We start from the raw sequence: 24433 nt of genomic DNA on the forward strand, positions 1-24433 counted from the left end.
TCCCATGACCTTTCAACCCTTCCTCGGCGCATGTGCGCTGAGCCTTTTCGCAGCCAGCCTTGTGCAAGCCGATCCCGTCACCGTGACCGACATTGCAGGCCGCGAAGTCACCGTCGACGCACCGGTCGAACGTGTGATCCTGGGCGAGGGCCGTCAGGTGTTCTTTACCGCCGTTCTGGACACCGAAAACCCCTTTCAGCGCGTGGTCGGCTGGCGTGACGACTTTCAGGAAGCCTCGCCGGAAACATATGACATCTACGCCCGGAAATTCCCGCAAATGGCGGATATCCCCACCTTTGGCGGTTTCAAGGACGGGTCGTTCGACATCGAACAGGCGGTCTCGCTGAACCCCGATGTGCTGATCATGAACCTGGAATCCAAGGCCGCGACCGACGAGGCCGGCTACGAGGAGAAACTGGCCAAGGTCGGCATCCCGATTGTCTACGTCGATTTTCGTGAAAAGCCGTTCGAGCATACGGCGCAATCCATGGAGATCATCGGGCAGCTTTTCGGCAAGGAAGAAAAAGCCGCAGAATTCGAGACCTTTTACGAAGAGCAGATCGCCCGCGTGACCGATGTGATCGCCGCACAAACGGATTTGCAGCGCCCGCTGGTCTTTGTCGAGCGTGCAGGCGGTTACACCGAAGATTGCTGCATGTCCTTCGGGAACGGCAACTTTGGCCGTTTCGTGGAACTGGCGGGGGGCACCAACATGGGCTCCGAATTCATCCCCGGCACCTTTGGCACCGTGAACGCGGAGCAGGTCATCGCCTCGGACCCGGACCAGATCGTGGTCACCGGCGGCAACTGGGACGCCTATGTGCCCGGCGGTGCCTGGATCGGCATGGGGCCGGGTTCGGACATGGACGAGGCCAAGCGCAAGCTCGCGGCCCTGATGGAACGACCCGCCTATACCGGGGTGAAGGCCGTGAACAACGGGCAGGTGCACGGCATCTGGCACCAGTTCTACAACTCGCCCTACAGCTTTGTCGCCGTGCAGCGGCTGGCCACATGGCTTCACCCCGAGCTGTTCGCCGACCTTGATCCCGAAGCGACGCTGAAGGAATTGCACGAACGCTTCCTGCCGGTGGACTACAGCCCCGGCTACTGGGTGTCGCTGGACGGCGCCCCGACCAACTGACCCCGTCACTGTCACAGCAAGGCGGCCCCGGACGGGCCGCCACTTGCAGTTGGAGAGATCATGACCATTGCAGACGCAGATGCCCCCAGGGCCGCAGGCGCACAAAGCTATCGCGGGATGGCCACCCGCCGCATCGCCATCCTGGGCGGGCTGAGTATCGCCCTGGTGCTGTCGGTGGCAGTGGACGTGTCACTGGGGCCTGCGCGCTATGCCGTGTGGGAGGTGTTGCAGACGATCTTTGCGCCCGGGACCGCCGATGTGCAGATGCGCGTGGTGGTCTGGGACATCCGCATGCCGATGGCGCTGCTTGCGGTGACCGTGGGGGCCAGCCTGTCGCTGGCGGGCGCTCAGATGCAGACCATTCTGGCCAACCCGCTGGCCAGCCCCTTCACGCTGGGCCTCTCGGCGGCGGCCAGCTTTGGCGCGGCGCTGGCCATGGTGCTGGGGGTGGCGCTGTTTCCCGGCGCGGTGTCGCTGATGGTGCCGATCAATGCCTTTGCCATGGCAATGGCCGCCTCCATGCTGATCTTCGGCCTGTCGACCCTGCGCGGCGTGACCACCGAAACCATCATCCTGCTGGGCATCGCGCTGGTGTTCACCTTCAACGCGGCACTGGCGCTGCTGCAATATTTCGCCTCCGAACAGGCGCTGTCGGCGGTGGTCTTCTGGACCATGGGCAGCCTGACCAAGGCGACATGGGGCAAGGTCGCCATCACCGCCCTGATCCTGTGCATCTGCACCCCGCTCTTTGCCCGCCGTGCCTGGGCGCTGACGGCGATCCGGCTGGGCGAGGTTCGCGCCGCCGCCATGGGCGTGCCCGTGAAACGCCTGCGGCTTGAGGCGCTGGTGCTGGTCTCCATCCTCGCCGCCGTGCCGGTCAGCTTTGTCGGCACCATCGGCTTCATCGGCATTGTCGGGCCCCATGTGGCGCGCCTGCTGCTGGGCGAGGATCAGCGGTTTTTCCTGCCCGGCGCGATGCTGTCGGGGGCGGTGATCCTCTCGGCCACATCGGTCCTGTCCAAGGCGCTGCTGCCGGGGGCGGTCCTGCCCATCGGCATCATCACCGCACTGGTTGGCGTGCCGTTCTTTGCCGCCCTGATCCTGACGAAAGGACGCAAATCATGGTAAGCCTGACGCTGGAGCACATCGGCGCACGCTACGGGCGGCGCGACATCCTCACGGAGGTCTCGGCCCCCGTGCAGGGCGGGGCGCTGACCGCCCTTGTCGGGGCAAATGCCGCCGGCAAATCAACATTGTTCCGCCGGATCGCCGGACATCTGCGCGGCGCGGGCCGGGTACGGCTGGCGGGCGCGGAACCCCATGAGCTGCGCTACATGCCGCAGGACACGGGCATGTCCGCGGCACTCACCGTCTATGAATCCATCATCCTGGCGCTGAAACAGGACCGCGGCGGCTGGCGTCTGTCCGCCGATGAATTCCGCGCCGTCGACGCGGTCCTGCACCGTTTCGGGATATCCCACCTCGCGGACCAGCAATTGCCCGATCTTTCGGGTGGTCAGCGGCAGTCGGTCTCCATCGCCCAGGCGCTGGTCAACGGCCCCAAGGTGGTGCTGATGGACGAGCCGACCTCGGCGCTTGACCTCAACCGCCAGTACGAGGTGCTGGAAACATTGCGGCAATATGCCGAGGAAACCGGCGCTGTGATGATCCTGGCGCTGCATGACCTCAATCAGGCGATGCGGTGCTGCGCCGCGACCCTGGCGCTGGGCGAGGGCCGGATCCTCGCCAGCGGCCCTACGCTCGAAGTGCTCACGCCCGCCCTGATCCGCCGCCTCTACGGGATCGACAGCCGCGTCGAACATTGCTCGCGCGGCTGCCCGGTGATGATCGTGGATGGACCTGCGGATCGGGCACTGGCCTGACGCCCCGCCCCGGGCAGGCGAGGGCCCGGCCTGCGCTGCGCCTTCGAAGTTCAGGAAGGCGCCTTCCGAACCTCCACACCGCAGGCGGCTCTGGTGAGACGGGTCAGCAATGTGACACCAAGGCCGGTTCTGCGCGATAGCTGTTATCTGGCGCCTGGCCGGTTGCCTGCCCGAACCGCTGCGCCAGGGCGCGCGCCGCCTCTTTTGCCGTGGCCACGGAGCGCGCATGGCGGGCATCCTTGAATTCCTGGTACTCGATGGCGATTGTCTCGATATCTGCCGCATTCACCCCAAGATAATGCGCGCAGGCGGCAATCGCGGGGTCCAGCGCGTTCAGATGCGCCCGTGGCCCGCCGGGTTCAAAACCGAACTCACCGCGCGATGACAGGACGACCAGTTGCTTGCCCTTCAGGATCGGCTCGATCGGCACGTCGCCCCGCGCCAGATCGAAAGAGAAGGTCCGCCCGATCCGGGCGATGTGATCAATCCAGCCCTTCAGCGCGGCAGGCATCCCGTAGTTGTACATCGGCGCGCCCAGCAGGATGATATCCGCGGCTTCGACCTCGTCGATCAGCCGGTCCGACAAGGCCAGCCGCTCGGCCATCCAGTCTTCGCGGGCCTCAGGCGGGGTGAAGGCCGCGTGGATAAACCGGTGATCAATCGCCGGAACCGGGTCTTGCCCGATGTCGCGGGTGATCACCCTGGCATGCGGATTGGCGGCCAGAAATTCGCTCGTGAACAGCCCGGTCAGCATGCGGGTCAGCGAGCGGTCTTCCAGCTGTGCGCTGGCGTCGATACGAAGCAGGGTGGTCATGGTGTTCTCCTTTGTGGGGGCCGGTGTGGCCCCGTCACAGCAGGAGGTAGCAGCGGCCAAAACCTTTGGCCAAAGCGAATATTTCAGGCATAAGATGAATGAGATTCACCCTGCGGGACGACCATGCGCAAACTGCCACCCCTACACGCCCTGCGCGCCTTTGAGGCTGCTGCCCGGCATCTGCATTTTGCCGATGCGGCAGAGGAACTGGGCCTGACGCCGACCGCGATCAGCCATCAGGTGCGCCAATTGGAAGAGATTCTGGGGGTGACATTGTTCCACCGCTTTCCCCGGCCCGTGCGCCTGACGGCGGCGGGGGAAAAGCTGTTTCCGGTGCTGCGCCAGGCGCTGGACCAGATTGCAGGCACAATCGACCAACTGGCCGTTACCACCGCCGAAACACCGCTGCGCCTCTCGGTGACCATGGCCTTTGCCAGCCGCTGGCTGATGGCGCGCCTGCCGCGCCTGCGTGCCGAGACGGGGCTGAAGATCACGGTAGAAGCCGCCGACCTGCCCGCCGATCTGCATGCCTCGGATATCGACATGGCAATCCGCTACGCGGGCCAGCCCGATGACCGGGCGGAATGGCACCGGCTGTTTGACGATGCGATCATTCCGGTCTGTGCGCCGGATCTGGTGAAGCTGCCGCTGACCCCGGATGACCTTTTGTCGCTGCCCTTGCTGGACTACCGCTGGAAATCCGCCTCGCAGAATGCGCCCAGCTGGCAGCGCTGGCACGCCCGCGCAGGCGTCAGGGCATCACTGCCCGCTGTGGCCCAGACCTTCTCCGAAGAGATCCACGCGATTGACGCGGCGGTGTCGGGGCAGGGCGCAGTGCTGGCCTCGCAGCTTCTGGTGGCGGATCTGCTCAACACCGGTCAGCTTGTACAGCTCTCCGAGATCGCCTTGCCCGGCCTGACCTATTGGGCGGTGTTTCTGCCCACTCATCCGGATCAGACCCGGCTGGCGCAACTGCTGGACTGGTTGCGCCGGCAAAGCTGAATCAGGCGGCCGAGACGGTCACCGACAGGCTGCGCGGCACCGCATCTGCGCCATTGATCGGCAACAGATCCATCGGACAGGCGGAGACCACGGCAATCAGGTCCATCTCGGCCCGAAACATCACCGCGTCACCGGCCCGCGAGACCGGCGGCAGCCAGACCATCTCGCCCCCGGGACGGGCAGGCGTGTTCATCCACAGGTTGAACGGGCAGGGCACCTGCGGCAGGGCCAGGCCAATCGCCGCCAGGGCCATGCGCAGATTGTCGGTGCAATTGTCATGATACCCCTGATGACCCAGCTCGTGATAGCGGTGAATGTCGCAAGAGGCGACAAGCGTGTCATGCACCCCCTCGGAACTGTCAGAGACCAGCGTCAGGATCGCCCGCCTGCGGTTGGTCACCAGCGCATCACCGGCAGCGGGGCAGAGTTTGCGCAGGTTCGGGCGCATATGTTCCATCGACAGATGCTCACCGGGGTCGGCGGCGCTGAAGGCCCAGAAATCCGCCACCTGACTGCCGTGGGTGTTGGTGACCTTCAGCATCTGCCCTTGTTTCACACGGATGGCGCGGCCCTGACGTGCCGGCACGTCATAGGCAATATCCAGATGCGGCCGGCCCAGATCACCCACAGTTTCAATGGCCGAAGGGTTGCTGCCATCGGGGCGGGCGGGGTCGAAGGGAAGGGGGAAATCGCTCATCTTGATACTCCTTGAAAGACGGCTGAGGGATAGGGCGCTGCCGGTTCCACATGCGGTGTCCAGGCGCCGCTGTCGCGCTGCTGCCGGACATGTGCGGCGATGTCTTCCAGCGGGGCGAACCAGACATCGGGGCGGGACAGAACGGTCTCCAGCCAGCGTTCCACCACCCGCCAGCGCGCCAGCCGCCCGGTCAGGAACGGGTGCCAGATGCCGACCCATAATCCGCCCGCTTCATATTGCGCCTCGAACTCGGCAAAGGAGGCTTCCAGCCCCTGCGCGGGGCTCATCACCGGCATCATATAGCCGATCTCGGCATAATGGGCGAAGGGGGGCCAGTCGTCGCTGCCCCAGTGGACGGGGACTTCGATCAGATCCCCCTTGGCCGCGGACAGGACATAGGGCAGGTCGTCGGCCATCATGGATGAATCATAGGTCAGCCCATGGGCGATGGCCAGGTCGATGACCTTTGGCGTGACGTTGTAGACCGGCGCGCGGTAGCCGCGCGGGGTCTGGCCGGTGGCGCCTTTGTGAACTTCCAGCGCGCGTTCGAACCAACAGGTCTGCTCGGCATCGGACATCTCGGCAGGGTCCTCGTGCAGATAGCCGTGCAGCCCGATTTCATGACCGTCTTTCAGAATTGCCTCGACGGTATCGGGATAGGTTTCCATCACCCAGCCGGGCATGAAGAACGATTGCTTCAGCCCCAGCCGGCGATAGGTTTCCAGAATCCGCGGCACACCGGCGTTGGGGCCATAGCGGCCCATGCTGATGGGGTACAACCGCCGGTGGCTGTCGGCGGGACGCGCGATGTGGATCAGGCTGTCGGCATCGACGTCAAAGGTGATGGCACAGGCACAGCGCGCGCCATTGGGCCAGGGGATCGGATTGCGGATCATGGGCAAAGTCCTTTCAGTTCAAGGTCGCGTTCCAGCTTGCAGGCGGCCATCAACAGCGCACGGTCACAATGGGGCGCGCCGACCAGTTGCAGGCCGATCCATTGCCCCGCAGCGGTCTGCCCGACCGGCAGCGTGACAGCGGGCAAGTCCAGCAGGCTGGCGGGCATGGTCAGGCTCAGCGCCTGCTGATTGATGCGCGCATAGGTTTCGGGGTCGGAGAGCAAGGGTTCAGCCAGTGGTGCGCCAAAGGGCACGGTCGGCAGCGCGATGAGGGTATCGGGGGCAGGCCAGCGCCCGCGCAGATCCGCCGCGCTGGTGCGGAGCTTTGCCATTTCGTCAGGTGACAGCCGCGCCGCCCTCTGCAGCCGCGCGGCCACCAGCGGGTCGACCTGTGCAACGGCCTCCGACTGGAGTAGGTCGTCGTAAAGCGCTGCGGCATCGGCCCCGCCGGGCCAGCCGTGTTGGGCAATCATGTCCATCGCATCCGAGAGCAGGCTGCGCGGCTTTTGTGCCATGGCAAACCCTTGGCGGTGCGCGGCTTCCACTGCGCTGCGCACCGCATCGGCAACTTCCGATCTGGCCCGCGCCGTCGCATATTGGTCCAGCCAGATCCGTGGCGCGCTTTCCGGTTCATCCGCGTCGCCGCTCAAGATCGCATCCAGATCAAGCAGATCACGGGCAGTGCAGGTGATCAGCCCAACGGTGTCATAATCCGGCGCCAGTGGCAGCACCCCCGTCATCGGATAACGCCCGCGTGTGGGTCGAAACCCGAACAGCCCGTGAAACGCCGCCGGCACGCGGCAGGACCCGGCAGTATCGGTCCCCACCGCCAGCCGCACCATGCCACGCGCCACCGATGCCGCCGCCCCCGAAGAGGACCCGCCCGGCACCCGCCCCGCGATCAGGGGGGTGCCGAAATGCGGGTTCTGGCCGATGCCGGAGAAGGCGAATTCCGACAGGTTCGTGGTGCCGATGGTGATCAACCCCGCCGCCGCCGCGCGGCGCACCACCCCGGCATCCTCGGGTGCGGCGGGCGTGTTCAGCCGGGTTTTCGACCCCGCCGTGGTCACCACACCTTCCAGTGCGATCATGTCCTTCCATGACACGGTGGCCCCATAAAGCGCCTCTTGTCCGCTTGCTGGCGCAAGACGGTCAGCCTCGCGCCTTGCGCGCTCCCCGGTGACCGTCAGAAAGACATCGGGCGCGGCACGCGCCGCCGCCAGCGCCCGGTCAAGCGGCATGGCCATCACGCCACTGCCTTCAACGCAGGGGCGCCCAGCAGCACCCCGTCCTCCGGGTGCCAGGAGGCATAGACCTGTTGCCCCGCCCGTGCCGACAGCCGCTCAAGATCGCGCTGCTGAAGCTGGGCGACAATCCCGGTGCCCGCCGCCGTTTCCAGATGCAGGTTGACGACAGCGCCCGCAAATTCTTCCGACATCAGGGTGCAGGGCACCTCGTTGGTGCCCCAGCCGGGCTGAGTGGTCACATTGATCCGGTCGGCGCGCACCGCGAGGTCGCATCTGGAGCCACTCTGCGCGCTGGCAGGGTCCGCGATCTGCAACAGCCCGTCCGCGCTGTCGATCCCGATCTTGCCCTCTTTGGTGGTTTTCAGCATGCCGCTGAACAGGCTGATACCGCCGACAAACTGCGCAACGAACCGAGACCGGGGCCGCAGGAAAATATCCTGCGGGGTGCCCAGCTGCTCGATCCGGCCCGCGTTCATGATCACCACGCGGTCGGCCAGCGAAAAGGCCTCCGAATGGCTGTGCGTCACATAGACAAAGGTGATGCCCAGCTCGCGCTGCAACCGTTTCAGCTCGCCCTGCATCCGGATCGACATATGCGCATCCAGCGCCGACAGCGGCTCATCCAGCAGCAGCACCTTGGGCTGCAACACCAGTGACCGCGCCAGCGCCACGCGCTGCCGCTGCCCGCCCGACAGCTTGGCCACATTGCGATCGGCGAACCCCGCGATGCCCAGCCGCTCCAGCCATTCGGCACAGCGCCGTTGCCGTTCGGGGGCGGGCACCTTTTTCATGCGCAGGCCGAATTCGACGTTTTCCCGCACGGTCATATAGGGAAACAGCGCCAGGTTCTGCCAGACCAGCGGGGTTTCACGCTGCCAGACCGGCAGGTCGTTGATCTGCTGACCCTCCAGCCGGATATCGCCGCGCGTCGGGTCCTCCAGCCCTGCCATCATGCGCAATGTCGTCGTCTTGCCGCAGCCCGAGGGGCCCATGATGGCAAGAAACTCGCCCGCATCCACACTCAGGTCGATGTCCTTGACGGCCTCGAAGGTGCCGTAGGATTTGTTCAGGTTGTGCAATTCCAGAAGCGGTTGGGTCATGGCGACACCTCCTTGTTTTTGTGGGATTTCGTGCTGCGCAACAGCAACAGCTGCGCGGCAAAGACCAGGCTGAGCGTGGCGGCAAAGGCCAGCGTGCCGATCACGTGGATGGTCGGGTCGACCTGTCCCTGCAATGTGTTCAGTACGGTCACCGGCACGGTCTGTTCCAGCCCGCCGACAAACCAGGCGATGGCATATTCATCCAGCGACACGGCAAAGGTGATCAGCGCCGCCGCCCCGATGGCAGGTGCCGCATGTGGCAGCACGATCAGACGCAGGGCCTGCCCCGGCGTCGCGCCCAGGTTTTGCGCGGCGGTCTCATATTCCTGCGGCATCTGTTCCAGCCGCAGACGGCAGATCGCCATGGCAAAGGGGGTGGCGACAACCACATGGGCCAGGATGATCGACCCCACCGTGCCCGACAGCCCGATCCGCGAAAAGAACGCCAGCATGGCAAGGCTCAGCACCACAATCGGCACCGTAGGCGGCAGCAGCGCCAAGGCCAGCACCATGCGCTGCCCGAAGAACCGGAACCGGAAGTCGGCATAGGCGGCGGCAAAGCCCAGCGTGGTGGCCACCAATGCCGTGCTCAGCGCGATGGTCAGGCTGTTTTTCAACGCCTCCAGCACGCGGGCATCTGCAAAGACCTGGGCATACCATTTCGTGCTGAACCGCGTGATGTCGAGGCTGGGAAACCTGTCGGCGCTGAAGGAAAAGACCAGGGCAGACAGGATCGGCGCATAGAGGATCACAAAGACCAGCATCAGCCCCGTGAACCAGACACATGCGGGCAGCGCGTGTTTCAGATGGCTGTTCATCTCAGTTTCCTTTCTGGCGATAGGCCCAGGCCACGGTGACCAGCGACGTCAGCAGCAGCACCGCCATCATCAGCAGCGACACCACCGCCGCGCGGGGCCATTGCTGGCCGCCCCGGATCAGGTCGGTCAGCAGGATCGGCAGGGTCTGGAAGACGCCGCCGCCCAGATAGGTGGCGCTGACGAATTCGGCATAGCTCAGCAAAAAGGCAAACAGCGCGCCAAGGGCCAGACCCGGACGGGCGGCGGGCAGGATGATATGCCGCAAGACCTGTAGCGGACGCGCCCCCAGATTGACCGCCGCCGACATCTCGGTGCGGTCGACATTGCCCAGCGCCAGGGTTTGCAGCACCAGCACCACGGGCAGGGTCAGGGTGGCATGCCCCAGAAACAGCGCGGTATAGCTGTTCAGCAGGCTGGCCCCGGACAGGCCGACGCTGTGGAACATCTGCGGCAACACGCCGCCTTCGCCCAGAAACACCTGCAGCGAATAGATCCTGACCAGATAGCTGGTGAAAAACGGTGCCAGCGCAAGACCCAGAAAGGTCAGCCTTCTGGCAGGCGAGATCAGGAACGCCATCGCGTAAGAGGCCGGAAAGGCCAGCAATGACACCAGAACAGCGCTGAGCAGGGACAGCCCGTAGCTGCGCCAGAAGCTGGACCACAGAAAATCGAGCGACAGAACATAAGTCCAGGCCGACAGCGAAAAGTCGGGGGTCAGGCGATAGTTCTGCACCGACCAGAACGACATGGCGATCAGCAGCAGCATCGGGCCCAGAAAGAACAGCGCGAACCAGACCGGCAGCGGGGCGGCCCACAGGGCAAACCACCCACGCCGGCGCAAGCGCAGCTTTGCGGATAAGACAGACATCGGATTTCCTTTGAATGAAGGGCGGCCCGTCCCGCGCCTGTCAATGGCGGTGCGGGGACGGACCCTTGAGGGCGGCTCAGGCGTTTTTGTAGCGCACCCAGGCGTCGTTCCAGCTTTCCAGCGATTGCTGGACGGGCAGGCGGCGCAGCTGAATGCGCCCGGCGCGGATTTCATCCAGCGCGTTGGCACCGGTCAGGCTCATGTTCTGGCGCGCGGCCTCATTCGGGTTGGTTTCGTTCAGCATCGCCCAGCCCGCCCGTGTCGGCACCATCGCGGGGTACGCCCTGAGCGTGGCTGTCGCCACCTGGCCGCGCGGACTCATCATGTAGCGGATGAATTCCCGGGCCAGATCCTGATTGCGCGACCCCTTGCCGATGGACAGCGACTCGGTCCATTGCAGCCCGCCCTGTTCGGGAATGGTGGTGGCAACATTGGCCCCGTCGCGCTGCAGGACGCCGGTGATCCAGTCACCGATCCCCGGCATCGCCGCCACCTCGCCCGAGCGCAGGGCAGACAGCGTGCCACCGTAGTCATAAAACCCCCGCACCTGGGGCCGCAGCGTCAGCGCCGCCTCCTGCACCTGCTGCCAGGCGGCTGTGTCCAGGTCAAAGGGGGCCGGATTGCCTTCGATCAGGCTGATGGTGCCAAAGTTGGGCAGATGCCAGTCGAATTGCCCGACCTTGCCGCGCAGGTTTTCCTGCCACATCGCCCTGTAGCTGCGCGCCTCCGAGCGGCTGATCGCGTCCAGATGATGCGACAGCCCCAGAAAGCCAAAGCGCAGGAACACCGCGTAAAGACCGTCATCGTACCAATGGCCCTCGAACTTCTGGAACTCGGGGAAGAAATCATCAAACGGATAATCCGCCGGATCCAGCTGTTCGATGTAATCGGCCTGATACAGCTGCGAGACATATTCCGCGTCGGCCAGGATGACGTCATAGGTTCCGGCCGGCGACTGGGCAAACTGCGCCAGCATCTGATCACCGCCGACATATTCCTTGGCGCGGATGCGCACGTTATGGGCCTGCTCAAAGGGGCCAACGACCTCCGGGTCGGCGTGGCCTGCCCATGTCAGCATGGTCAGCTCGCGCTGCGCCTGCGCCCGCACAACCGATGGGGCGGCCAGCACGGCACCCGCAGCCAGACCGCTTTTCAGCAGCGCGCGGCGTGAATATTGAAAATTTGACATATCGTTTTTCTCCCTGTTTTGTGACTGCCACCTTCTGCGAAACGCCCCATTTGCTACAAATTCGTTTATCTCAGGGGGTCTTGAGCAAAACTTCACGAAGGACAAAGGATGCGACGGCTTCCGCCCCTGAATGCGATCCGCGCCTTTGAGGCGGTTGCGCGCTGCCTCAGCTTCTCGGCCGCCGCCGACGAACTGGGCGTGACCACGACAGCGGTCAGCCACCAGATCCGGCATCTGGAAAGCTATCTGGGCTTCAAGCTGATCGTGCGAAACCCCCGCGACATCGCGCTGACCCCCGCGGGCGCAGAGATGTTTCCGAAACTGCGCGAAGGGTTCGACCTGCTGGCCGAGGCCTTTTCGGTGCTGAATGTGGACATCGAAAAGAACGTGTTGCGCGTCACCACAACCCGCGCTTTTGCCGACAACTGGCTGCTGCCCCGGCTGTCGCGCTTTCTGGCCGAAAACCCCGGGATTCAGGTCGAGCTTGTTACCGACGATGCGGTGCGTGACCTGTCTTCGGACCGGCTCGACGTGGCGATCCGCTATGGCCAGAGCCCCAGAGACGCCGCCGACAGCATCCTGTTTTCGGATGCCTATCGCCCGATTGGCCGAAAGGACGTGATCGAGAACGGGTCAGGCACCTATCCGGTGATCGGATTTTACTGGAACAACAAAGATCTGGACGGCCCTGTCTGGGCCCGCTGGGCACATGATTCCGCGCAGAGTTTCGCGGTGGCGGGCGTCCTGAACTGCAGCGATGAATCCGCGGCTTTCGAGGCGCTGGATCAGGGGCTGGGCCTGCTGTTGTGCAGCAACATCCTCGCCGCAGACCGGCTTTCGGCGGGCACCCATCAAAGCCTGGGGGATCTGCAGATCGAGGGGTTTCAATATTACATCGTCACCAATCACGCCTCCCGCGCCAAACCTGCCGCAAAGGTCTTTATCACCTGGCTGCAGGCGCTTGCGCGCGAGACCGCCCGGCAGGTCGAATGCACGCAGGAACAGCAGCGCGGCCCGACCGGGGGCGCAGGTCAGCAGGAACACCCTTCCTGATCAACGCCCGCTTGCGCATTACTCGGCGGGTTTGGACAAGGGCCCGCCCGACCCCTGCACCGCCAGCTTCATGAATTCCAGAAACGACAGCGCGGCGGGGCAAAGCTCGGCGGCGCGGGGCCAAGCCAATCCGACGTCCATCGTCGGCAGCGTGTCGGTGATATCAATCACATCGACCTTGCTGCCATCCAGCGACCAGGGCCGGTAGACCATGTTCGACAGGATGGAGACCCCCATGCCGGTCGCGACCATGCTGCGGATCGCTTCAACCGAAGAGGTCTTGAAGATGATGTTGGGCTTTGTCGGCAGGTGATCCCAATAGTGTTTCGCGGTCTCTGATGCCTCATCCACCGTCAGCATGATATAGGGTTCCCTGGCCACATCGCTGAGCGACACGGATTTCGCCGACAACAGCGGGTGGTTTGCCTGCAGCCACAGCCTGCGCCGCGACCGCAGCAGCACCGTATGATCTATGGCGCTGCGGTTCTTGAGGTTCGAGGTCAGCATGACCGCCACATCGAACCGCCCGTTGGTCAGCCCCTCTTCGATGGCCACCCGTTCGGCTTCGACAAGCGTCACCTGGACGTTCGGCAGCGCCTGCTGAAAGCGCAGCAGAAGCGGCGGCAGGAAATACCCCCCCACCGTATAGGTCACGGCAAGGTTGAAGGTGCCGATCACATCACGCTGAACCCGCCGGGGAATGCGAATCGCCTCCTCGACGGAATCGATGATCCCCCGCGCATGGTTGAGGAACAGGCTGCCCTCATAGGTCAGGGTCACCCCGCCGGCATGGCGGTCGAACAGCGATGTGCCGATCAGCTCTTCCAGCGCCTTGATCGCCGTGGTGATCGCGGATTGCGAGACGTTGATCTCGCTTGCGGCCTTGGAAATCTGGCCCGCATCGGCAGCGGCGATGAAATAACGGATCTGGCGCAGGCTTGGGGTCATGGCAGGTTTCCTTGTGGGGCGGCGCCGCAACGCAGGGCCAAAGCGGGCGCCGCAGGCAGGCATAGCATTATCTGTTTTTCAGAATGTACTACCTGAAAAATCATATTTTACAATCAAGTCATGCCCTGCGTAGCCTTGGCGCAACGACGCATCGGCCAGCAGGATTTGGCGGCGCATCAGTGATTTACCTTGGCATTTCCGGGAGGCTGAAATGGCTGTCGACATCAATTGTGACATGGGAGAGAGCTTTGCGCTCTACAGGCTGGGCGACGATGACGCTCTGATGCCCCTGATAACGGAGGCGAATATCGCCTGCGGTTTCCACGGATCGGACCCCAATCACATGCGCCACGCGGTGCGCTCGGCCAAGCAGCATGGCGTGCGGATCGGCGCCCATGTCGCGCTGCCCGACCTGTCCGGCTTCGGCCGCCGCGAAATGGTGATCGACCGGGCCGAGATGGCCAATATCGTGCTTTACCAGATTGGCGCATTGAATGAATTTCTGGCGGTCGAGGGGCTCAGCCTGTCTCACGTCAAGCCGCATGGCGCGCTCTATGGCATGGCCGCGCGGCACGAACACATTGCCCATGCGATCTGCGATGCCTCCGAACATCTCGGCGTGCCGATCTTCGGCCTTGCCGGGACATTGCACGAGGAAATCTATACCGCACGCGGTCTGGGCTTCCGGGCCGAATTCTTTGCCGATCTCGATTACGACGACAATGGCAAGCTGATCATCACCCGCGAACATGATGCCAAGGACCCGGCGGAAGTTGCCGCCAAGGTGCTGCGCGCGGTGGACGAAGGCATCGTTCTGAGCGCCGCCAAGAAGCCAAGCAATGTGCGCGCCGAAACCATCTGCGTCCATTCCGATACGCCCGGTGCCGTCGAAATCACCCAAGCCGTGCGCGCCGCCCTCGGCGACCGGCTGGCGACACGCGCGGATGCCTGAACACCCAACAACCCGACAGGAGAGAAAACATGGCCAAATCTGAAATCCGCTCCCCGCTGCCCGGTGTCTTTTACCGCCGTCCTTCCCCGGAAGAGAAAAACTACAAGGAGGTCGGCGACGACGTGAAGGCGGGCGATGTCGTGGGTCTGGTCGAGGTGATGAAGACCTATACCGAGGTGAAATCCGACGCGGATGGAAAGCTGACCGCCTTCCTGGCCGAGGACGAGGATGCGATCATGCCCGGCCAGGTCATCGCCGAACTGGAAAGCTGAGCGCATCATGGGGATCACAAAGCTTCTGATTGCCAATCGCGGCGAAATTGCCGTCAGGATCATCCGGGCGGCAAAGGAAATGGGCATCCGCACCGTGCAGGTCCACAGTGCAGCGGATGCCGGGTCGCTGGCCGTCGAAATGGCTGATGAGGCGATCGAGATCGGGCCGCCGCCAGCCTCCAAATCCTACCTGAACATCGCCGCCATTCTGGATGCCGCCCGGCAAAGCGGCGCGGACGGTATCCATCCGGGCTATGGTTTCCTGGCCGAGAATGCCGATTTCGCCGATGCGGTCGAGGCCGCCGGCATCGCCTTTGTCGGGCCGACGGGCGACATGATCCGCGCGATGGGGGACAAGGCCTCGGCCCGCCGCGCCGCGCAAAAGGCCGGGGTGCCCACGGTGCCCGGCAGTGACGGCGTGATCGGCGACCTGGCAGAGGCGGCCCGTAGCGCCGATGAAATCGGCTATCCGGTCATGATCAAGGCCACAGCGGGCGGTGGCGGGCGCGGCATCCGCGTGGCCGAAAACGCCCGGGACTTCGCCAATCTTGCCCCCCAGGCCGCAGCAGAGGCGAAATCGGCCTTTGGCGACGGCGGGCTCTATCTGGAAAAACTGATCGCCAGGGCGCGCCATATCGAGGTGCAGATTCTCGGCGACGGCACCAACTTCGTGCATTGTTTCGAACGTGAATGTTCCCTGCAGCGCCGCCGCCAGAAGGTCTGGGAAGAGGCCCCGTCGATGGCCCTGACCGACGCCCAGCGCGCCGATCTTTGCATGAGCGCGGTGGCGCTGGCGCAGGCGGTCAAGTATCGCGGCGCAGGCACGGTCGAATACCTTTACGACGATGAAACCGGCGCCTTCTATTTCATCGAAATGAACACCCGCATCCAGGTCGAACATCCGGTCACCGAATGCGTGACCGGGCTGGACCTTGTGGCAGAGATGATTGCCATTGCCGGGGGCAAACCGCTTTCCGTGCGTCAGGAGGACATCCAACTGCGTGGCCATGCCATCGAAGTGCGCATCAACGCCGAGGATCCGGCCAATAATTTCGCGCCTTTCCCCGGCATCGTCGATGGGTTCCGCGCCCCCGGCGGGCCGGGCGTGCGCTTCGATCACATGCTCTACGACGGCTACCAGATCCCGCCGTTCTACGATTCCCTGCTGGGCAAACTGATCGTCACCGCAGATGACCGTCCGGCGGCCATCACCCGGCTGAAACGTGCGGTGGGCGAATTGCGCACAGGCGGGTTGAAGACAACCGCGCCCCTGTTCCTCGCCCTGGCGGAGGACGCCGACGTGCAGGCCGGGAACTACCACACAAAATGGCTTGAGCCATGGCTCGCAGAGCATGCCGGGACATTTTCAGATGAGGAAGGTACATAACATGACATCCAGATATACCTTTGGCGGCGACGAACATGTGTTCGTCGAGGTCAGCGAGGAAATGTCGCTTGAGGCATTCTTCACCACGCTTTCGATGACCAATGCCGTGCGCGACGCAAAAATCGACGGGGTGACCGAAATCTGCCCGGCCAATGCCTCGTTCCAGATCAAGTTCGACCCCGATGTGATCCATCCCGATGCGCTGATGGACAGGCTCAAGTCGATGGAGGCAACCGCCGCCAAACAGGAGCCGAAGCTGACAACCCGGATCATCGAGATCCCGGTCTATTACCAGGATCCCTGGACCCACGAGACCCTGATGCGGTTCCGCGAAAGGCATCAGGACCCGGAGGCGACGGATATCGAATATGCGGCACGGATCAACGGTTACGACAGCGTTGACGCCTTTATCGCGGCCCATTCCGGCGCGCCCTGGTTCGTCTCCATGGTCGGTTTTGTCTCCGGTCTGCCCTTCCTCTATCAGATGGTGGAACGGGAACGGCAGATACAGGTGCCCAAATACCTGCGTCCGCGCACCGACACCCCGAAGCTGACCGTGGGATACGGCGGCTGCTTCTCCTGCATCTATTCCGTGCGCGGGGCAGGGGGGTACCAGATGTTCGGCGTGACGCCGATGCCGATCTACGACCCGGAACAGAAGACGGGCTACCTCAAGGACTTCATGGTCTTCTTCAAACCCGGCGACATCGTGAAATGGAAGCCGATCGACCGCGCGGAATATGACCGCTGCCTGGCCGCGGTCGAGGCGAACACCTATGCGCCCCGCATCCGCGAGGTGGTGTTTTCCCTTGATGAATTCAACGCGGATATCAACGGCACCAACGCCAGGCTGGAGGAGGCTCTTTATGCCGATTAATGTCATAACATCCGGTTTCGCCACCACAATTCAGGATCTTGGGCGTCCGGGGTACTATCACCTCGGCATCCCCATGGGCGGCGCGATGGACCGTTTCGCCCTGCGCTGCGCCAATATGCTGGTGGGCAATGACGAAGGTGCCGCAGGCCTGGAATGCGTCTTCATGGGGCCGGAACTGGAATTCACCGAAGATTGCACCTTTGCCGTGACCGGCGGCGACCTGCCCCCCAAGCTGGATGGCGAAGTGCTCGAATCCTGGACAGCAATTCCCGTGAAAGCGGGCCAGAAACTGTCGTTCGATTACCTGCGCTCCGGCGCACGGGCCTATATCGCCTTTTCGGGGGGCATCGACACGCCGCTCGATCTGGGCAGCCGCTCCACCTATCCCATCGGTGCCCTCGGCGGGATCGACGGGCGCGCGGTGCAGCCCGGCGATACGCTGCCTCTGGGGGCGGCTGACGGCACGGCGAAAACCGGCGCGCATATCCCCGAAAACCTGCGGCGCATGCCGGCAAGGGAAACCGAACTCAGGGTCCTGCCCGGGCTCTACTGGCACCGCATCACAGAGGCATCGGGCACCCGGTTCTTTGAGGAAACCTGGAAGGTCGCATCCGAAGCGGACCGCATGGGCTATCGCTTCAAGGGCGGCACGCCGCTGGAATTCGTGGACCGCGAACCACCCTTCGGCGCGGGCTCCGACCCCTCCAACATCACCGACGCCTGCTATCCCTATGGCTCGGTCCAGGTGCCCAGCGGGACAGAACCGATCATTCTGCACCGCGACGCGGTCTCCGGCGGCGGCTACTTCATGATCGGCACGGTGATTTCCGCCGATATGGACCTGATCGGGCAGTTGCAGCCCAATGTGCCGACCCGCTTCGTCAAGGTGGACATGGACACTGCGCTGTCCGCCCGCCGGGACCGCGCCAAAGCCCTGGATGCGGTCCGGGCGCATCTGGCCTGAAACTACCGAGGGTGGCCCGGCGCCACCCTCGACCCATCACGCAGATGCCAGGTGCCGCGCGGTTCACGGACCGCCACCAGACCACAACCGGAACGAGAGATCTGGAGAAGGAGGAAAACGACAGGGCAAGATATCCGATTTTCCGATATTAAGAGTATGAAAATCGTATTTTACAATATCACGGGGAGAGGCCTAGTCTCAGGCAGACGGCCCTGAAGCGTCAATGCGACCCAACGCCCAAAGGGGCATGTTCGCTGATCTCTTCATGAAAGGCCGCTTATAACCAATAATAAGTCCGCTGCCCGTTTCATACTGCGAACTACAACCAACGACCAAATTTGGCGAACCGGGCCGGAGGGCCGGGCGCACCACATCGGCGCTTATAATGCGAAAAAGCAACCCGCGCTGTTCATCAACAAGACTGGGAGTCCAACATGAAGAAAACACTCAACAGCATTTCGACAGCCGCCCTCATTGCGGCGGGTCTGACCACCACGGCAGCCGCGCAGGATGCGATCTGGCCGTTCGACGTGGTCAACTCTGCCGGTGGCGGCAGCGAAATCGTCTCTTATCAGGGGCTGGAGAAGGCTGAGAAACCCTGGCACATCTGCGTGCTCTTTCCGCATATGAAAGACAGCTACTGGGTCGGTGTGAACTACGGCATCGTCGATCAGGCCCGCAAGCTGGGCGTCAAGGCGACCATCCTCGAAGCGGGCGGCTATACCGAAGCGGCCAAACAGGTGTCCCAGTACAACGACTGCGTGGCGCTCGGCGTCGATGCCATCGTGATCGGTGCAATCTCCGAAGCGGGTCTGGCCAAGAGCATGGCGGAAGGCAACGAAAAGGGCATCGTGCAGGTCGGTGTCATCAATCCGATGAGCGATGTCGCAGGCGCGCGGATCTTTGCGAATTACGACGATGCCGCAGAGGCGGGCGCGAAATTCCTCGCGGACATGACCGAAGGCAAGCCCATGCGCATGGTCCACTTCCCCGGCCCGCAGGGCTCCGGCTGGGCCGAAGCATCGACCGAAGGGGTCGAGCGCGGCATCGAGGGCAGCGGCATCGAACTGCTGGAAGCCAAATACGGCGACACCGGCAAGAGCATCCAGCTGCGCCTGGTCGAGGATGCCCTGCAGGCCTATGACGACGTGAACATCATCTATGGCACGGCTGTCACCGCCGAAGTGGCCAAACAGGCCCTGGAAGAAGCCGGCAACGACGATGCCCTGATCGCGGCCTATTACTCGAACGAAGGGATGGTCGATCTGGTCAAATCCGGCGTCGTGACCGCGACGGTGACGGAATCCCCCGTCATGGAAGCGCGCATCGCCATGGACCTCGCCGTGCGCATTCTGGAAGGCAAGGATCACCTGGTGGAACTCAACCCCTCGATGACCGTGCTGACCAAGGACAACATCGACAGCTTCGACATGAGCCGCTCGTTCGCCCCCGCGGATTGGGAACCCGTCTACGCGGTCGAGTAACCCCTCATGACAGAACACATGATTGAACCGGACGCAGCACTTGCGTCCGGCCATCCCGCGCATAAGGCCGGGGAAACATTGATCGAACTGCGCGACCTCGACAAATCCTATGGCGCCTTCAAGGCCTTGCAGGGCATGCAGTTCGAGCTTCGCGCCGGTGAAGTCCACGTCCTGTTCGGTGAGAACGGGGCGGGGAAATCGACGCTGATCCAGATCATCTGCGGCGTGCAGGGGTTTGACAGCGGCAGCTACCGTCTTTTCGGCGAACCGGTCTCGGTGATGACCCCGGCGCTGGCCCATGACAAGGGCGTCAGCATCGTGTTTCAGGAATTCAGCCTGATCCCCGAAATGACCGTCGAGGAGAACCTGTTTCTGGGCCACGAGATGGTACAGGGCCTGCGGCTTGCCAAAACCGAAATGCGCCGCAAGGTCCATGCGGTGCTGGACCGTCTGGGCTTTGCCCTTGATCCGCGCGCCAGGGTGCGCAACCTGCGCCGCGCCCACCAGCAGATGGTGGAGATCGCAAAGGCCCTGCTCTGGGACTGCCGGGTGCTGATCCTGGACGAGCCGACCGCCTCGCTCACCGATCAGGAAGCCGCCCAGCTTTTCGACATCATCGAACAATTGCGCGCCGATGGCCTGGGCATTGTCTATGTGTCGCACCGCATGCCCGAGATTTCGCGGCTGGCGGATCGCGTCACGGTGCTCAGGGACGGCAAATACATCGACACTGTCCAGATGGCCGACACAAGCGAGAAAGAACTGGTTCAACTGATGACCGGGCGAACCTTCGACGAATTCTTTCCCGAGATCACCCGCTCTGCAGGCGACACGCTCTTGCAGTTCGAGGGCGTCACCCTGCAGCGCGGCATGGCCCACGACCTGAGCTTCAGCGTGCGCCGGGGCGAGGTGCTGGGCTTTGCCGGTCTGGCGGGCTGCGGCAAGTCCGAAGTCCTGCGCGCGGCCTTCGGGCTGGAGCCGCTTTCCAGCGGCCAGATCACCTGCGGCAGCGCAAGGCTTGAACGCCACTCCCCCCGCAAGGCGCTGGGCAACCGCATCTGCTATTTCCCCTCCGACCGCGCGACCGAAGGTCTGGCGATGAGCCAGAACCTGATCAGCAACAGCACGGTCGCCGCCCTTGATGACGAAAAATTCTCCCGCCGCGGCATGTTGCTCAAACGCCCCGCCGAACGATCCTTTACCAAAGAAATCATCGAGAAACTGAAAATCCGCACGCCGGGGCTGAACGCCAGGGCCGATCAATTGTCCGGCGGCAACAAGCAAAAGCTGATGATCGCGCGCGGCCTGTCTCGGGAATTCGACATCTTTCTCTTCGATGAACCGACCGTCGGCGTCGACATCCAGGCCAAGCTGGAAATCTACGATGTGATCAAGACGCTGACCGAAGCAGGCAAGGCGGTGGTGATCGCCTCCTCCGAACTGGCAGAGGTCATGCATATGTCGCACCGGGTCATCGTGATGCGCGAAGGCGCCATCGTCGGAGAGCTGGACGGCGACGAGGTGACCGAACAGGCCCTGCTGTCGCATTTCTTCGCCCATGAAGAACCTGCGGCGCAAGCGGCGGGGGAGGTGAATTAAGATGACCGTTCAAACCATCCGGACCACCGCGCGCCGCAACCGCATACTTGCCTCCATCGGTATCCTGCCCATCGTGCTGATCGTGACCTGCGGGCTGCTTGCCCTTTATGAACCCCGGTTCCTGCGCAGCTCGAACCTGATCAACGTGCTGCGCAATGCCTCTTTCCTGTCGATCATCTCTGCCGGGCAGATGCTGGTGATCATCGTCGGCGGTTTCGACATCTCGGTCGGGGCCATCGTGGCGCTGACCTCGGTCAGCTCGGCCCTGTCCATCGTCTGGCTGGCGGACCTCGGCATCGCAAGCACGGCGATGGTCGTCGCCCTCGGATGCCTGCTGGGGCTGATCCCCGGCATCCTGGTCGGCTTCGCCAACGGGTTTTTCGTCAGCGTGATGAAAATCTCGCCCTTCATGGTGACCATCGGCACGATGACCATGGCGGCGGGCATTGCCGGATATGTGACCGGCGGAACGCCGATCTATGACCTGCCAGAACTTTTCACCCGCGAGATCGGGCGCGGCAGCCTGTTCCGGTTGCCCTATATCGTCTATGCGGCGGCACTTGTGCTGTGCCTGCTGTGGTACATGCAGACCCAGACCCGGCTGGGCCGCTATTTCTATGCCGTCGGCGGCAATGAAAAGGCGGCGCGGCTGTCCGGGCTGAACACCCGCAAATACATCTGGGCCGCCTATGTCCTCAGCGCGCTGCTGGCGGGCATCGTCGGGCTGTTTCTGACCGCGCGGGTCGGCTCGGGCGAGGCGACCCTTGGCAGCAACCTGATGCTGGAAAGCATTTCCGTGGCCGTCATCGGCGGCGTGGCCCTGAAAGGCGGGGTGGGGCGCATCCCGATGGTCGCCCTCAGCGCGCTGTTCCTGTCGGTGCTCAGCAACGGGATGAGCCTGATCCGCATCGACAGCAAATACCACATCATCATCATCGGCATCGTGATCGTCATCGCGGTGGCCGCCGAAAGCTACCGCGAACGCCGGAGGGCCGGACATGGCTGACCAGACCCAAAGCACCCCGCTGGACATGCGCGCCATCGCCCCGCATCTGCTCTTGCCGCTGGCGATCATCGGGGTGGTGGTGTTCTTTGCCGCCCTGCAACCCGCAATGATCTCCGGCGGCAATGTCGTCAACATCATGAAGCAATCCTCGCTGTTCTTCTTTGTTGCGGCGGCACAGCTTGTTGTCATCATCACCCGGGGCTTTGACCTGTCGGTGGGGGCCAATGTCTCGCTGGTGTCGGTGGTGTCCTCTATGGTGATGACCAGCCTGCTGCCCGGTCTCGGCACCGGGATCGGCGTCTTTGCAGGGGTCTGTACCGGCCTGGCCATCGGCGCGGCCCTGGGCGCGATCAACGGGGCGCTTGTCGCCTATGCGCGGATCAACCCCTTCATCGTCACCCTTGCGACGATGAGCATCTTCACCGGCATCGCCACAACGGTTTCGGGCGGCTTCCCGATCTTCAACCTGCCCGAAGGGTTCAGCTTTGCCCTGAACCAGATGAAGATCCTGGCGCTGCCGATCCCGCTGGTGATTGCGGGCGCGGTGGCCTGGGCGCTGCATTTCATGCTGACGCGCACCGTACATGGCCGGGTTCTCTATGTGCTCGGCGACAGCAACGAGGTCGCCCATGTCGGCGGACGGCGGGTGCGCGAACACCTGTTCTTTGCCTATGTCACCAGCGGCATCCTGGCCGCGATTGCCGGCTTGCTGATGACCGCGCAGACCGGATCGGGGGAACCGAACCTGGGCACCTCGCTGGTCCTCAGCAGCATCGCGGCGGCGGTCATCGGCGGCGCATCCCTGCGCGGCGGCACCGGGACGATCTCCGCCCCGATCTACGGTGCCTTGCTGATCACCTGCCTGTCGATCGGGATGAACCTGCAACAGATCAACGGCTCCTTGCAGCCGGTGGTGATCGGGGCAATCCTGATATTCGGCGCAGCACTCGACGCCTATCGAACCCGTGGACGGTAAGGAAAGGACAGATCATGTGTGACACAGCCGCAGCCGGAGCCGCCGTCGGCAAGGTCCTTATCCGGAACGACCGGACCCGCGTGACCGAATGGCGCTTTGCCGGGCGCCGGGCGCGGGGCAAAGCTTTATGCGCAAATCGCCAAGTATTCGAATGGCGATAAGATAGGTTGAATTCAACGAGTCGGCAGGTTCACGCCGGAACACGGCCGACAGGGGAGAAGACGATGTATTTTTCGACGGACCATTGCGGTACAATGAACAAGGACGAAGTCTGGACCCGGACCTTGTCCGACACCTATTTCCCGCTCTCGGCAAAATGCGCCCGGCCCGAAACCTTCAAGGGCTCCTTGCAGTCCTGGCGGCTGGGCAACCTCGGCCTGTCCGAGATGAACTGCGACGGCGTCAAATACATCCGCACCAGGTCGCATTTCACCAACGAGCAGGAAAGCAGCCTGCTGATCACCATCCCGCATAAATCGGACGTCTGCTTCCAGCAGGGGGCCCGCGACACCAGCTGCAGCCCCGGCAGCTTCCTGGTGGAACGCGGAGACCTGCCTTATGAGTTCTCCCATGGGCAGGCCAACAAGCTCTGGGTGCTCAAGGTGCCCACCGCCAGCGTGCGTTCGCGGCTGGGCGCCACCGACCGGCTTGGCGCGCTGACCTTTGACGCCAGCTCGGGGGTGGGTTCCTATTTCCTGGGGTCGGTGCGCAATACCATCGAAAGCATTGAACTGATCGGCGATGCCGCCCGGGAAATGGCCGGACAGCACCTGCTGGACCTTCTGTGCCTGTCGATGCGCAGCGACAACCGCATCCTCGACAGCACCGCCTCGACGATCCGCGCGGCGCATTTGCAGCGGGCCGAACAATTCATCCGCGACAACCTCGCCAACCCCAACCTGAACTCCCAGGTCGTGGCGGAATCCTGCGGCATCTCGCTGCGCTATCTGCAACGGCTCTTTGCCGAGAATGACCATTCCGTCGTTGGCTACATCCGCGACAAGCGGCTGACCCGCTGCCACGAGATGCTGCGCATGGTGAACAACACCAGCACCATGGCCCAGATCGCCCATAAATGGGGGTTCTACGACCAGGCGCAGTTCTGCAAACACTACAGAGCCCGGTTCGGCTGCACCCCGACCGACACCCGAAAACAGACCCGGCTGGAGGCCATGGCCCGAAGCTGACGCACCCGAAAGTAAAATGCGCCACCACCCAAAGCTGTGCTTTCGGGTGACCGATACCGGCTTGCCGGCACCT

Annotated in this window: 24 protein-coding genes; 15 read left to right on the plus strand and 9 right to left on the minus strand. The window is 63.4% G+C overall.

Annotated features, from left to right (window positions below):
* Positions 1–4 precede the first annotated feature (4 nt).
* The 3 genes from PVW51_RS07560 to PVW51_RS07570 are packed head-to-tail and all read left to right on the plus strand — an operon-like array spanning position 5 to position 3024.
* Positions 5–1141, plus strand: a complete 1137-nt coding sequence (locus PVW51_RS07560; protein ID WP_274574347.1) for an ABC transporter substrate-binding protein — start codon at positions 5–7, stop codon at positions 1139–1141.
* 60 nt (positions 1142–1201) lie between these two features.
* Positions 1202–2269 carry a FecCD family ABC transporter permease gene (locus tag PVW51_RS07565; RefSeq protein WP_274574350.1) on the plus strand — a complete coding sequence of 356 codons (1068 nt, stop codon included), beginning with the start codon at positions 1202–1204 and terminating at the stop codon, positions 2267–2269.
* Positions 2263–3024 carry an ABC transporter ATP-binding protein gene (locus tag PVW51_RS07570; RefSeq protein WP_274574351.1) on the plus strand — a complete coding sequence of 254 codons (762 nt, stop codon included), beginning with the start codon at positions 2263–2265 and terminating at the stop codon, positions 3022–3024. The genes PVW51_RS07565 and PVW51_RS07570 overlap by 7 nt, the downstream gene beginning before the upstream one ends.
* Before the next feature lie 103 nt (positions 3025–3127).
* On the opposite strand, the gene PVW51_RS07575 is transcribed toward PVW51_RS07570, so the two are convergent.
* The gene (locus PVW51_RS07575; RefSeq protein WP_274574352.1) at positions 3128–3838 is read right to left on the minus strand and encodes an FMN-dependent NADH-azoreductase; all 711 of its coding nucleotides are present in this window, start codon (positions 3836–3838) and stop codon (positions 3128–3130) included.
* 123 nt (positions 3839–3961) lie between these two features.
* Between PVW51_RS07575 and PVW51_RS07580 the strand changes: the two genes are divergently transcribed.
* Entirely contained in the window at positions 3962–4840 is an 879-nt protein-coding gene (locus tag PVW51_RS07580) for a LysR substrate-binding domain-containing protein (protein WP_274574353.1), read from the plus strand.
* A 1-nt stretch (position 4841) separates the two neighbouring features.
* On the opposite strand, the gene PVW51_RS07585 is transcribed toward PVW51_RS07580, so the two are convergent.
* From PVW51_RS07585 to PVW51_RS07615, 7 genes are all read right to left on the minus strand, one after another.
* The gene (locus PVW51_RS07585; protein ID WP_274574354.1) at positions 4842–5537 is read right to left on the minus strand and encodes an urea carboxylase-associated family protein; all 696 of its coding nucleotides are present in this window, start codon (positions 5535–5537) and stop codon (positions 4842–4844) included.
* On the minus strand, positions 5534–6433 hold the full coding sequence (locus PVW51_RS07590) for a polysaccharide deacetylase family protein (RefSeq protein ID WP_274574355.1): 900 nt from the start codon (positions 6431–6433) through the stop codon (positions 5534–5536). Before PVW51_RS07590 ends, PVW51_RS07585 begins: the two co-directional genes overlap by 4 nt.
* A complete protein-coding gene (locus PVW51_RS07595) occupies positions 6430–7680 on the minus strand; it encodes an amidase family protein (protein WP_274574356.1) in 1251 nt (416 codons plus the stop codon). Before PVW51_RS07595 ends, PVW51_RS07590 begins: the two co-directional genes overlap by 4 nt.
* Positions 7680–8780 (minus strand): ABC transporter ATP-binding protein, encoded by a 1101-nt coding sequence (locus PVW51_RS07600; RefSeq protein ID WP_274574357.1) that lies wholly within the window; start codon positions 8778–8780, stop codon positions 7680–7682. Before PVW51_RS07600 ends, PVW51_RS07595 begins: the two co-directional genes overlap by 1 nt.
* Positions 8777–9598, minus strand: coding sequence for an ABC transporter permease (locus PVW51_RS07605; RefSeq protein WP_274574358.1), 822 nt, complete (start codon positions 9596–9598; stop codon positions 8777–8779). Before PVW51_RS07605 ends, PVW51_RS07600 begins: the two co-directional genes overlap by 4 nt.
* A 1-nt stretch (position 9599) precedes the next feature.
* Positions 9600–10466: an ABC transporter permease gene (locus tag PVW51_RS07610; RefSeq protein WP_274574359.1), complete on the minus strand. Its 867-nt coding sequence runs from the start codon at positions 10464–10466 to the stop codon at positions 9600–9602.
* Positions 10467–10542: 76 nt separating this feature from the next.
* Positions 10543–11655 (minus strand): polyamine ABC transporter substrate-binding protein, encoded by a 1113-nt coding sequence (locus PVW51_RS07615; RefSeq protein ID WP_274574361.1) that lies wholly within the window; start codon positions 11653–11655, stop codon positions 10543–10545.
* 108 nt (positions 11656–11763) lie between these two features.
* On the opposite strand from PVW51_RS07615, the gene PVW51_RS07620 reads away from it, so the two are divergent.
* Positions 11764–12708: a LysR family transcriptional regulator gene (locus PVW51_RS07620; RefSeq protein ID WP_274574362.1), complete on the plus strand. Its 945-nt coding sequence runs from the start codon at positions 11764–11766 to the stop codon at positions 12706–12708.
* Between the two features lie 18 nt (positions 12709–12726).
* Here the strand turns inward: PVW51_RS07620 and PVW51_RS07625 are convergent, their stop codons facing one another.
* Positions 12727–13656, minus strand: a complete 930-nt coding sequence (locus PVW51_RS07625) for a LysR family transcriptional regulator (protein WP_114275040.1) — start codon at positions 13654–13656, stop codon at positions 12727–12729.
* Positions 13657–13867: 211 nt separating this feature from the next.
* On the opposite strand from PVW51_RS07625, the gene pxpA reads away from it, so the two are divergent.
* The 10 genes from pxpA (at position 13868) to PVW51_RS07675 (ending at position 24360) form a co-directional block, all read left to right on the plus strand.
* A complete protein-coding gene (gene pxpA / locus PVW51_RS07630) occupies positions 13868–14608 on the plus strand; it encodes a 5-oxoprolinase subunit PxpA (RefSeq protein ID WP_274574363.1) in 741 nt (246 codons plus the stop codon).
* Positions 14609–14637: 29 nt separating this feature from the next.
* Positions 14638–14880, plus strand: coding sequence for an acetyl-CoA carboxylase (locus tag PVW51_RS07635; protein ID WP_114274825.1), 243 nt, complete (start codon positions 14638–14640; stop codon positions 14878–14880).
* A gap of 7 nt (positions 14881–14887) precedes the next feature.
* Complete coding sequence (locus PVW51_RS07640; RefSeq protein WP_269362335.1) at positions 14888–16267, plus strand: acetyl-CoA carboxylase biotin carboxylase subunit; 1380 nt, start codon at positions 14888–14890, stop codon at positions 16265–16267.
* Between the two features lies 1 nt (position 16268).
* The gene (locus PVW51_RS07645; protein WP_269362333.1) at positions 16269–17144 is read left to right on the plus strand and encodes a 5-oxoprolinase subunit B family protein; all 876 of its coding nucleotides are present in this window, start codon (positions 16269–16271) and stop codon (positions 17142–17144) included.
* Positions 17134–18108 carry a biotin-dependent carboxyltransferase family protein gene (locus tag PVW51_RS07650; RefSeq protein ID WP_274574366.1) on the plus strand — a complete coding sequence of 325 codons (975 nt, stop codon included), beginning with the start codon at positions 17134–17136 and terminating at the stop codon, positions 18106–18108. The genes PVW51_RS07645 and PVW51_RS07650 overlap by 11 nt, the downstream gene beginning before the upstream one ends.
* 434 nt (positions 18109–18542) lie before the next feature.
* The gene (torT, locus tag PVW51_RS07655; RefSeq protein ID WP_269362329.1) at positions 18543–19592 is read left to right on the plus strand and encodes a TMAO reductase system periplasmic protein TorT; all 1050 of its coding nucleotides are present in this window, start codon (positions 18543–18545) and stop codon (positions 19590–19592) included.
* 18 nt (positions 19593–19610) lie between these two features.
* Positions 19611–21191, plus strand: a complete 1581-nt coding sequence (locus PVW51_RS07660) for a sugar ABC transporter ATP-binding protein (protein WP_274574368.1) — start codon at positions 19611–19613, stop codon at positions 21189–21191.
* Between the two features lies 1 nt (position 21192).
* Complete coding sequence (locus PVW51_RS07665) at positions 21193–22197, plus strand: ABC transporter permease (RefSeq protein ID WP_274574370.1); 1005 nt, start codon at positions 21193–21195, stop codon at positions 22195–22197.
* Complete coding sequence (locus tag PVW51_RS07670) at positions 22190–23173, plus strand: ABC transporter permease (protein ID WP_269362323.1); 984 nt, start codon at positions 22190–22192, stop codon at positions 23171–23173. Before PVW51_RS07665 ends, PVW51_RS07670 begins: the two co-directional genes overlap by 8 nt.
* 224 nt (positions 23174–23397) lie before the next feature.
* Positions 23398–24360: a helix-turn-helix domain-containing protein gene (locus tag PVW51_RS07675; RefSeq protein WP_269362319.1), complete on the plus strand. Its 963-nt coding sequence runs from the start codon at positions 23398–23400 to the stop codon at positions 24358–24360.
* Positions 24361–24433: the final 73 nt, after the last annotated feature.

This window comes from Sulfitobacter sp. PR48 (assembly GCF_028807335.1).
Classification (GTDB): Bacteria; Pseudomonadota; Alphaproteobacteria; order Rhodobacterales; family Rhodobacteraceae; genus Sulfitobacter.